The organism is Bacillus sp. FJAT-27986 (genome assembly GCF_001685035.1).
Lineage (GTDB): Bacteria > Bacillota > Bacilli > Bacillales > Pradoshiaceae > Pradoshia.
The window spans coordinates 17,801-29,723 of record NZ_MAYV01000002.1; the positions used below are offsets into that span (position 1 = coordinate 17,801).

9 protein-coding genes are annotated in these 11,923 nt (G+C 38.9%); 1 reads left to right on the forward strand and 8 read right to left on the reverse strand.

The features are described from left to right. Window positions 1-571: 571 nt before the first annotated feature. The 7 genes from A8L44_RS04805 to A8L44_RS04835 form a co-directional block, all read right to left on the reverse strand. The gene (locus A8L44_RS04805) at window positions 572-1,939 is read right to left on the reverse strand and encodes a UDP-N-acetylmuramoyl-tripeptide--D-alanyl-D-alanine ligase (RefSeq protein ID WP_066102488.1); all 1,368 of its coding nucleotides are present in this window, start codon (window positions 1,937-1,939) and stop codon (window positions 572-574) included. A gap of 212 nt (window positions 1,940-2,151) precedes the next feature. Beyond that, window positions 2,152-3,225, reverse strand: coding sequence for a D-alanine--D-alanine ligase (locus A8L44_RS04810; RefSeq protein WP_066102491.1), 1,074 nt, complete (start codon window positions 3,223-3,225; stop codon window positions 2,152-2,154). A gap of 193 nt (window positions 3,226-3,418) precedes the next feature. After that, a complete protein-coding gene (locus A8L44_RS04815) occupies window positions 3,419-4,186 on the reverse strand; it encodes a hypothetical protein (protein WP_077247991.1) in 768 nt (255 codons plus the stop codon). A gap of 391 nt (window positions 4,187-4,577) precedes the next feature. Beyond that, entirely contained in the window at window positions 4,578-6,944 is a 2,367-nt protein-coding gene (locus A8L44_RS04820; protein WP_066102497.1) for a penicillin acylase family protein, read from the reverse strand. A 145-nt stretch (window positions 6,945-7,089) separates the two neighbouring features. Continuing rightward, complete coding sequence (locus A8L44_RS04825) at window positions 7,090-9,501, reverse strand: heavy metal translocating P-type ATPase (protein WP_066102500.1); 2,412 nt, start codon at window positions 9,499-9,501, stop codon at window positions 7,090-7,092. A 74-nt stretch (window positions 9,502-9,575) separates the two neighbouring features. Continuing rightward, on the reverse strand, window positions 9,576-9,782 hold the full coding sequence (copZ, locus tag A8L44_RS04830) for a copper chaperone CopZ (protein ID WP_066102503.1): 207 nt from the start codon (window positions 9,780-9,782) through the stop codon (window positions 9,576-9,578). Between the two features lie 12 nt (window positions 9,783-9,794). Next, on the reverse strand, window positions 9,795-10,130 hold the full coding sequence (locus A8L44_RS04835) for a metal-sensitive transcriptional regulator (protein WP_066102506.1): 336 nt from the start codon (window positions 10,128-10,130) through the stop codon (window positions 9,795-9,797). A gap of 181 nt (window positions 10,131-10,311) precedes the next feature. On the opposite strand from A8L44_RS04835, the gene A8L44_RS04840 reads away from it, so the two are divergent. Further along, window positions 10,312-10,920, forward strand: a complete 609-nt coding sequence (locus A8L44_RS04840; protein ID WP_175354241.1) for a histidine phosphatase family protein — start codon at window positions 10,312-10,314, stop codon at window positions 10,918-10,920. 152 nt (window positions 10,921-11,072) lie between these two features. Here the strand turns inward: A8L44_RS04840 and A8L44_RS04845 are convergent, their stop codons facing one another. Next, window positions 11,073-11,882: an aminoglycoside N(3)-acetyltransferase gene (locus A8L44_RS04845; RefSeq protein WP_066102509.1), complete on the reverse strand. Its 810-nt coding sequence runs from the start codon at window positions 11,880-11,882 to the stop codon at window positions 11,073-11,075. Between the last annotated feature and the right edge of the window lie 41 nt (window positions 11,883-11,923).

Below are 11,923 nucleotides of genomic sequence, written 5' to 3' on the forward strand. Positions count from 1 at the left end.
CATGTATTTAACTTATGTTAACAAAAACAGACCGGGATTGCAAATAATCGCACTTGCAATATTCTATTATGCTATTTTTCCTGCTTCAAATCTTCAAGCTATTAACAGATACTTTTGTGGTTCTAAATTAGCTAATTTAAGAACTGTATTCTCCCTTTTTAAAGCCGTTGATGGGTGAAGAATAGGCGCTGCACACTAATCTTGTACACGATAAGCCGTTATAGTCACGATTTGTTTTAAATAAAATAGAGGTTTATAAACATATTTACAGAATTTTGTTTGTAGTACACATAGATGATTTATGCCAGGACTCGATTTATACAAAGCAATCGGATCTTGGTATCAAAATTAAATAAAATATTACATTTACCTACTAATCAATCGATTGATTAACTAACCTAGTTTAGTGTGCAGCATAAAAACGCCAATTAACTAATAAATAACCTCTATTTACATACAGTTATATATTACCCAGATTTCATTCAAATCATGCAGATATGTATGAAATTTTTAAAAATGTCATTCATCCTTAAAGAATGAATGACATCGTGGGATAGTATATCTTTAAGGTTTAGTCTTGAAGGCTACGAACGACTTCTTCAAGTCTCATCCCTCTCGAAGCTTTGACCAACACAATAGAATGTTCATCAATGACTTCTTTTAACTTCAATGATAATTGATCCTTATCACTGAAATGATAAATGCGTTCTTTATTCAAATTTTCTGCAGCACCTTCGGCAATCTTTTCAGCCAATTTACCATACGTAAAGACATAATCAATCTCCTCTGTGATTAATTCACCCATTTTGGAGTGATACATCTCTTCCTCTGGTCCCAATTCAAGCATATCGCCTAGTACAAGAATCTTCTTGCCCGTACCTGTCATCCCTTTCACTAATTCAATAGCTGCTTTAACTGAAGTCGGGCTGGCATTATAAGCATCGTTTATGATTTTTTCGCCTCTCGCTCCAAAGGATACTTCCATCCGCATATTAGATAGTTTTACTTCAGCAAGGCCTGTCGTGATTTGTTCCCAGGAGACTCCCATCGTTCTGCCAGCAGCTATCGCCGCCAATGCATTCAGCACATTATGATTGCCTAAGAGCGGCAATACGAAAGGATGATTACCATCTACATCAATTGTAAATTCCATTTCATTCTCTCCTGCTTTGCTTTGAACAGGATAATAGTCATTTGTTATGCTGCTGCCAAAGGTAATCTGTTTATAGGCATGCTTGGATACCCTGCTTAGCAGAAGAGGTTCATCCCCATTAAAAATGAGTGTTCCATCCTTCTTTAAACCCTCGACAATTTCCATTTTGGCGTCTGCAATTCCTTCGCGAGAACCAAGGTCAAGTAAATGCGCCTCACCAATATTAGTAATAATCGCTACATCAGGTTGTCCAATCTGTGAAAGGAGTGAAATCTCCCCACTGCTGCTCATTCCCATTTCTAGAATCAGGATTTCTGTATCTTCCGGAGCAGACAGAATCGTAAGTGGCAATCCAATGTGGTTGTTATAATTTCCACTTGTTTTATGTACCCGATATTTTGTTTTCATGATCGAGGCGGTCATATCTTTAGTAGTCGTTTTCCCATTACTGCCTGTAATTCCGACCACTTTCGTATCCAATTCATGTAAATATGCTTTAGATAACTGTTGTAATGCCTTTAAACTATCCTTAACAAAAATCAGTGCTCTGTTTTCAGGAGGATTCGGTGCATCTGATTCCCAAAATGTAGCAGCTGCTCCCTGAGCGAATGCTGCCTCTACATGATTATGTCCATTGCTATTTTCACCCTGCAAAGGAACAAATAGATTGCCTTCCTCGATTTTTCTTGTATCATTTGTTACTCCTGAAACAAGTATATCTTTGAAACCTTCATTTATGCTGCCATCTACCATAGCTGCAATTTCAGCCAATGTACGTTTGATCATATTAATCCTCCATTACCCTTTATCATCCCTGAAAAAAAACAGATACAGCCAATTAAATAATCGGCTGTACAGCATTCCTCTGCCGTTTAATTGAGTATGCATAACCCTATCAATAGTAATAAGCCGGAAATGATGTTCGTAAATCAACCCATCGAGAATATCTAATGCGCAGATTCTTACATTTCTCATTTATACAGCCAGGCTACATTATATTAAATAGTATATTTAATTTTTTGCTTTTCAGCATGTCTTTCAATAGCTAAATTAATCAGTTTTTCAATTAATTGCGGATATTCCACTCCAGTGTGGCTCCAAAGTAATGGGAACATACTGAATGGCGTAAATCCTGGCATTGTATTTACTTCATTAATATAAGCTTTTCCGTCATGTGTAAGGAAGAAATCTGCCCTTACAAGCCCGGAACAATCCAATGCTTTGTATGCCTTAATTGCCATGTCATGCAGCATTTGATATTCTTCCTGAGAAATCTCTGCAGGTATTACCAATGCTGTATCGCCATCTTCGTATTTGGCTTTATAGTCATAAAACGCTTTTTTCGGAATAATTTCCCCTGCAACAGAACACTCAGGATAATCATTTCCAATAACGCCAATCTCAACCTCTCTTGCAGTAACACCTTCTTCAATGATTACTTTTCGGTCGAATTGGAATGCCTCTTCAAATGCTTTATGCAGCTCTTCAGCATTTTCACATTTACTAATCCCAACACTGGAACCTAAGTTAGCCGGTTTAACAAAACATGGATATCCCAATGCTTTTTCTACCTCTTGGCATACCTTTTCTTCATTTCCGCTCCATTCTGAACGTAAATAAGAAACATAACCAACCTGCCCTAACCCAGCCTGGGCAAATATATTCTTCATGATTACTTTATCCATACCTGCTGAAGAAGCAAGAACACCATTTCCTACATACGGAATATTAAGCAGCTCGAGCAACCCCTGCACTGTACCATCTTCGCCATTAGGGCCATGTAATAATGGGAAAATAACATCGAATGCATCATCAGATCCGTTAGCGATAATACTGTTAAAACCAGTTGTTTGAACAGCCTGACTTCTGTGGTCAAATTCCAGCTCTTTAACAGATTCAACTGGTCCTTGTAATTGCGGTCCTTTAATCCATTCCCCCTCTTCATTTATGTAAATCGGATGTATCTCATATTTAGATGAATCCAATGCTTTGATGACTGCCATAGCAGTTTGCATGGATACTTTATGTTCAGCAGATTTTCCACCATATAATAATCCTAGTTTAATTTTCATTGAATTTACCCTCCGTTAATTGATACATAATATATTGTATCATTTCCTTTTCAGAACATTAAATTAATATGTGACAGGTACTTTTTATAGGAAAAACTTATATTCTTCTTATTATATGCATATTCGAACATAATTTGTGAACCTGAATATCTGTATAATAAATTAGGAAAACCTCCTTAATTTTACAGGAGGTTTATTTTCCATCTATGACCCATTCTTTCATTTTCTTCTGATAAACGAGATTAACAGTTTGCCGCTTTTGATAAATCGTCCTTAACTCATCTCTTAGCTCATCTTCATGCCGATAATCTCCAACAACCCATACTGGAATCTCGATAGTTTGTCTTGTTTGAATTGACTTATGAAAGCTAATGATTACGCCCTCATTAAACAAAGGGGATAACTGTTTCAGAATCTCTAAAGGGATTATTGCGTTCTCTGTTCTTTTTCTACCGCCAAGCCATAATCGATCCGGCTTATTTATCTCCACATGCTCAGGAATTAGCTTGGAAATTAACTGGTAAAAATCATTCCAATACCGGTAATAAACTTTATTATAAAAGCCATCCTCTAATGTTAAATAGACAAACCGATTATTTAATTTTGGATAAAAGGGAGATCTTAGATGGTTAAATGTATGTCTGAAATACAGGATTTCAGCGATTTCCCATGGAGCTAATTCTTCCAGCCCCTCAATATCCTCAAAATCAATCCAGCTTATATGCCCATACTCCTTCCCACTTTCTTTATAATATTTCTTATATGAGGGAAAGGAAACATAATTAAACTGTGTATGCATATCATATTCAACATCCATAAAAGGATGATCCAATAATAAAACATTTGGCGGCGGCTCTTTCAACGATTGCATAAAACTAAAAAAGTCTATGCCAAATGAAGCTACAAAATGCTCAGCTTCTTGTTTATGAAGGTATATAAAATCTCTTTTACCATGTTTCAATACAAACCCCTCCGGCATGTCTTCATCAATACGATGTTAGGTGGCTATTAGACTATTTTGATTAGTCAAGCCTACATCTAATTACCTATCCCCTGCTTATCCTATCGGTGTAAATAGTTTCTCCTTTATTCTAGACGATATTAAACCAAAAAAGATTCAAAAAACCGTAAAAAAATTATATTGTAAAGTTGTTGTAACATTGGTAATCCTTTAATCTGACCTGTAGCAAAAAGTGAGTAGGCACCAGCCTTATTTTTTAAATAAAGATTAAAATTATATAATCCCACTGTTTTAAAAGATTCAAACTTTCTCGTATAAAATTATAAGACTTTTTTCCCAACATTACTAAACTTACGCACCGTTTTAAATTATTTTACTTATTCGGAAAATACTACCTTTTTATTTTTGGTATTAACCGGAGCTTGACTCCATTCTTTTCATTTAGTTTCGTTAGATGATATGTCCCTGTAACCCAATCTTCCATTTGGTTTTGGTACCATTCGCTTCCCAATTGCCCGGACTGTCCTGGTCCGACTATATGTGAGGCCTTGGATAAATCAGAGAGATCCGCAATAAACCTCCATGATCCTCCATGATTAATAGTTCCCTTCGTATCGTAACCAGCTGCCTGAACTGTAACCGCACTTCCCCCACTCTCTAGTTCCCCCTTATAATTAAACACATATTGAAGAGGACTGACTGAGGATAGCGGATGCTTAAATTGAATTTGGTGATAATCCCCCCATCTCCAATTAGAAAGAACCCCTCCCTGTATCTCTTTCCCTTTTGTAACAGCTTTCTTCAAGCTGGTTTCCAGCACCGTCTTTAAGCCACCCTTGTCTTCAATCCAAATACTCTTTTCACCATTTAACGCTTTTCTAAGAAGCTGATCAACAGCTTGCTTTCTGCCTCTGAAAAGGGTGAGCATTTCTTCAGATATATCATCTGTGAATAAGGTGTCCGAGATTTCTGCCATCCATAGTTGGAAGAGTAACGGAGCTGCCATTTCTTTGTCATCCATGTAATTCCAGTCCTCTAAAACATCAATGGCCTCTGTTTCTTTAGTCTCTGATAGTTCTTCTATAAACTTCGGCAGGAACTCCTCCGCCTGCAGATTTCGCTGATCCATTTGCAAATTCTTCAACTCTTCAATCGTTAATTTATCATTGCCTGAAAGAACTTCATCAATCCTCATTTGGCGATAGGGCTGGGCCCAATCATGGCTTATATGATACGGATAGTGTTCATCTGTTACTTTATTGTTAGCCGTTGATATGTATCCTTTTTCAGCATTAATCGTACGCGGTAATTCGTTGTATGGAATATATCCAACCCACTCATTTTCTCCCGTCCAGCCTTCTACCGGTAAAAGAGCATCCTGCTTATCTTTTCGAATAGGAATCTTCCCATTAGCCTTATAAGCAATTGTTCCTTCCTTTGAGGCAAAGACAAAATTTTGTGCCGGCGATTCAAAATCCTCCAGCGCTTTTTCGAATTCGGTCCAATCTTTTGATTTACCCATATTAAGCACGGCTTCCAGCTCATTTGAGGGTTGCAAAGCGGTCCACTTTAAAGCCAAAACATGCTCCTTGCCAACACTTCCTAAAAATTCTGAGATGACAGGCCCATGACGTGTAATGGTTATTTTAAAATCCTCCGATTTCTGTCCTTTTATCTTTATCTTCTCATGAATAACCTGAGCTTTTTCCCATTCTTTTTTGTAAAGAAATTCATCTTCCTGTTCAGGGTTTCTCTTCTCAATATATAAATCCTGTACATCAGGACCCACATTCGTAACTCCCCATGCAATAGTTAGGTTATGACCTAAAATGATTCCAGGAATACCGGCAAATATGACACCGCTAACATTATAGCCAGGCCCTTCCAAATGATTTTGATACCAAACAGAGGGGGTGGCCAAAGATAAATGTGGATCATTCGCCAATAATGGTTCTCCAGATTGGGTCTTCTCACCTGAGACTACCCAATTATTGCTTCCGTTATATTCATTCGGGACAACAGAAGAAGATAAACTGCCTTCTATGTCGAGTTCATCCTTGGTTATATTCACTGGTGCTCCTGCAGGGTAGCTTGGGAATAGTTCATATGCTTTTTCCTTCGGGAAACTTTGCAGCAAATAGTGACGAAAAGCCTGACTGTTCCAGTTTCCTCCCAAATCAAAAGCCATATACTTACCAATCGTCAGTGAATCAATCGGAGTCCACTCCTCTGGCTCATACCCAAGAAAGGTAAATTCTATCGGCCATTTCCCTTTGGCCTTTTTTTCTTTTATGTAGGCATTTACACCCTCAGCAAATGACTGAAGTATTTCTCTTGCCTCCGGTGAATAGGATTCATAAGAATCTTCAGCAGCTCTCCTCAAACCTAGCGTTCGGAAATATTTATCGTTTTTAAGCATGGCTTCCCCTATTACTTCACTTAATCTGCCTGATGCCTGCCTTCTTGATAAATCCATTTGAAACATCCTATCCTGAGCCTGTACATAACCTTGGGCAAAAAATAAATCCTGTGTATCATCGGCCTTTATATGCGGAACTCCTTCTTGATCACGCAAAACCTCTACCTCATTATGTAAACCCAAAAGTTCAAGTTCACCTTCCATTTGCGGTAAAGGCCGTTTAACAAAATAAACCGCTCCCAGTGAACCAATTATAAGAATGACTACTAAAATAGCAATTACCCATAAACTAATTTTCTTCCCCTTTGACACCCGTTTCCTTGGAATCTTTATTTCCATAATATCCCACCTCTCATGCTTTTTACATTCTATAAAAGATGAGAGTTTCCTTTATTTGTTTTAAACCATTGCCTCAGCTGCTTATACTTGTTATACAACGCAAAAAAATGCCGACACATACCATGTCGGCATTTCCTCACTCTATTTACTTTAGCTTAATTCGTTGAAGGCGCAGGGCATTTAAGACAACACTCACCGAACTGAATGCCATAGCACCACCTGCCAACCAAGGGGCGAGCAGTCCCATAAACGCCACTGGAATTCCAAGGGTATTATAGCCAAAAGCCCAAAATAGATTTTGTTTAATATTACGCATCGTCTGCTTACTTAAATAAAACGCATCTGCAATTCCATTTAAGTCGCCCTTCATCAAGGTAATGTCCGCTGCTTCTATTGCAATATCTGTACCTGTTCCGATAGCAATACCGATATCGGCCAACGCTAGGGCCGGAGCATCATTAATTCCGTCGCCGACCATCGCTACTTTTCTTCCTTCAGATTGGAATCTTTTAATCTGATTCGCCTTTCCTTCTGGAAGAACTTCAGCAATCACATGTTGAATACCCGCCTGCTTTGCGATTGTCTCCGCGGTGCTCTGATTATCTCCTGTAATCATCCACACCTCGATGCTCATATCCCTTAGACGTTGCACCGCCTGTCCGGATGTCTCTTTAATCGTATCAGCAACAGCAATGATACCAGCCACATTTCCATTCACCGCGGCAATCATCGCCGTTTTCCCTTCTTTCTCAAGATCCTCCATAAAAGGCTGAGTTGAGGTGATATCAAGCTGATTAGCCGTCATCCATTTTCTCGTTCCTACCAGGACTTTATCCTGCCCAACAGAAGCGCGAATTCCAAATCCAGGAGTACTTTGAAAATCTACTGCCTCTGTAAGCTCCAGATTATGTTCATGGGCTGCTTCGACTATTGCCTGTGCTAGAGGATGCTCGGATGGTTTCTCTGCTGCCGCTATGAGTTTTAACAGTTTTTCCTGCTCCCAATTTCCGATTGGTATAATATCCGTTAAAATCGGTTTACCATTCGTTATTGTCCCTGTCTTATCCAACAGTACGGTATTAATCTGATGAGCGGTCTCTAAATGCTCTCCGCCTTTAAATAAAATACCAAATTCAGCTGCCCGGCCAGACCCAGACATTATGGATGTCGGCGTAGCCAACCCTAACGCACATGGACAGGCTATTACAAGAACAGCAATCATATTTTCTAGTGCCGTAGTGAAATTTCCACGATCCACGATAAAATACCATGCTATAAATGTCAAAACGGCTATTCCCACTACAATCGGAACAAAGATACCTGATATTTTATCCGCTAACCGCTGAATTGGAGCTTTCGAACCCTGTGCCTGTTCAACCACTCTAATAATTTGGGATAGGGCTGTATCTTTACCCACTTTAATGGCTTTCATCTTTAATGCACCATTTTTATTAATGGTGGCTCCGAAGACTTGGTCCCCTGGATTTTTATCAACCGGAACACTTTCACCCGTTAACATGGATTCATCCACAGCTGAGCTGCCATCGAGCACTTCACCATCTACTGGAATTCTCTCTCCGGGTTTCACATAGATTAAGTCCCCTACTACTACATCGGCAAGCGGAACTTTCACTTCTTTTTGATCACGAATGACAATCGCCGTTTTAGGCTGCAAGCCAATCATCTTCTTAATCGCATCTGATGTACGGCCTTTTGCCTTAGCCTCAAATAATTTACCCAGTAAAATTAAAGTTATTAAAATGGCACTTGTTTCAAAATAAAGATGCGGCATCTCAGCATGATGATGCCCACTTTTTACTATAGATTCATATAAACTATAAAAATAGGCAGCAGATGTACCAAGCACCACTAATACATCCATGTTGGCACTGCCATTTCGCAGAGCCTTATAGGCCCCTTTATAAAATTGCCAACCAATAATGAATTGAACAGGTGTCGCTAAAGCCAACTGAACCCACGGATTCAGTAAAATATCCGGTATATACATCCAGGAGGTAAAAGAAAAATGGGCTACCATCGTCCATAATAGTGGCAATGAAAGGAAAGCAGCTGCTATAAACCTAAGCTGTTGTTTTTTTATAGCCGATTGCCTCGGGTCTTCACTTTCCTGTTTATGCTGTTCCTTTGGTGAAGCACCATAGCCTAGTTTTTCTATTTTGGCAATGAGATCTTCCTCAGATAACTCACTGCTAGAATATTCAATCGTGCCTGATTCCAAGGCCAGATTTATATTGGCAATTAAGACACCCTCCGTCTTGTTCAATACCTTTTCAATTCTTGCTGAACAGGCGGCGCAGGTCATTCCGGTAATCATTAGTTCCGATACTCTAGTCGTAACCCCGTACCCTAGCTTTTCTATTTTTCCTCTTAAATCGTTCGCTGATAAGAGAGTAGGATCATAAAGAATAGCAGATGTTTCAGTGGCTAAGTTCACATTTACCTCTTTAACTCCCTCCATTTTCCCCAGTACCTTTTCAATCCTTGCTGAACAGGCGGCACAGGTCATTCCCGTAATCTGCAAATGGACATGCTTCATAAACTCACCACCTTATTGTTGAACTTGCATTATTTAAATAGGGCGTGGCTTAGCCTATTAATTCGAATCATATATTAATCGACATCATATCCTTGTTCATCAATAGATTCTTTAATTGTTTCTAGATTAACCATTGCCGGGTCATATTGGACTTCCACTTTTCCCGTATCCAATGTAACCTTCACAGAACTAACTCCGTTTAACTCACTTACACTGCCTTCGACTGCTTTCACACAATGCTCGCAGGACATACCTTTTACATTTAAGATCGTTGTTTCCATTTTAAATTCCTCCTATTTTTTCATTAATTTTTGTATGGTAATTAATACTTCATCGAGTACTTCCATATCACCCTGTTGAATTCTTTCTGCCACACATGATTTCATATGGCCTTCAAGCATCAACTTTCCAACAGCATTCAGGGCTGATTGTGTAGCTGCAATCTGGGTTATAATATCATCGCAATATACATCCTTTTCAATCATGCCTTTAATCCCTCTAATCTGCCCTTCAACCCTATTTAAACGACTGATCAAATTTTTTTTTACGTTATCAGAATGATGGCTTTTTCGTTCTTGGTCATGATGGCAATGATTACCCATATCTTCAGTAATCTCTATCTCGCTCATAGTGACCTCCCTCCCGTTTTTCTATTATTAAATATACTATACCCCCCTATAGTATATTCTTCAACGTTTATCACTTATGATCGATCTTTTTAAAATTAGACTGACAATCCATTGTTTTTCTATCCAACCTTGATTGCGTTATACTTATGATTATTCACAAATTGCAAAGGAGACATGTACGTTGCTAACAATCTACTTAACTAGACATGGACTTACAGAATGGAATGTCAATCGTATTATGCAAGGCTGGGGAAATGGCGAACTGACCGAAAAAGGTATTAATGATGCAAAAGCTCTTGGAAAGAGGCTTGCTGATGTAAAACTTGATAAAGTGTACAGCAGTACATCAAAACGTGCTTATGAAACAGCTCAATATATCATCGGTGATCGTGAGATTAGCCTGATTAAGGAAGATGACTTACGTGAAATGCATTTTGGAGATTGGGACGGGCGCATTAGAGATGAGATTGAGGCAGAATTTCCTGAGGAATTTAAAATCTTTTGGGAAACGCCACATTTATTTGAGACAGAAACAGGTGAAACCTTTAATCAGCTCAAGAAAAGAGCTGTCGATGTGTTCGAAAGAATTATAAACGAAAACCCTTCCGGTACCATCCTTATTGTGACCCATTCTATTTTCCTGCGTGTTCTGCTTACGCATATTAAAAACACACCACTTTCAGATGTCTTTAAAGCGACACCGCCAGGGAATACAAGTTTAACGAAGCTTGAATTTCATGATGGTAAAATGGAACTTTTATTCGAAAATGATATGCAGCACGTAGAATAAATAATCCAAGAGGCTTTCCCATAGTCAAGTTATTGGGAAAGCCTCTTTTTGTACAGGATAGATGTGGAGATCAGTGAGGAAGTTTAATCAAGCCGGAGACAGCCACCAAGTAAAAAAGACATGGCAAATAAAAGACTCTCATTCTTGGGTAGCTAAACCTTCGCCTTCGCTTCATTTTTAAAAAATTCTACTGCATAATCAACTGCCTCGCAAAAGGAAAATAACTTGGAATCAGCACTGCCGATTTTACCTTTCCTAACAGAGTACTGTTGTTCGAAAGCATTTCCGATTGTATCAAATTCAGTATCATCATATTCAATATCCGTATACTCCACCCATTTCCGCTCTCCATCTACAAAAATGGGAGTACCTTTTTGGATTACTTCCCTGGTACCAGATCGATACTCTGCCAGATGAAAGCAGGTGTTCGTTTCATAGCTCGTTCCGATAAACAGGACATGAGCATCTAAATCATAGAGTTTTCTTAGTGGAGATCCTTCACCCAATCCATTTTCCAATTGATGATTGGCAAGGATTTCACCATTACGCTTACCCCATGCAGTAAACGAAACATTTGGATGGTTGCTTCTTAAAACACCTGGATATGTACGAAATAGCTCTGCAATTTTCCCCATGCCATATGTAGGTGTAATAGCAGGTTCAAAAGCTGGCATTGTATTTCTCACGGTTTCCCACCACTCCCAAGGGATTGGTGGGTTCAACCATTCAGCCGGATCCGACAAATCCGCAGATTGAGCCGGCATGATAATGGCTCCTTCTTCTGTAACAGTATCCATCAATGCCTGAATAATGGCAACAGCCCCTCCATTCACCCATCCAACTGATGATAGCGAGGAATGAACAAGGACATTCATACCTCTTTTTAACCCCAATTCGCGCATGTCAGTACGTAGCACCTCTCTTGTACGGGGAAATGGTGTATTTTCTATCAACTTAGACATAGACTCACTTCCGATTCTGGCTTTTCTACCATTTTAAAGGA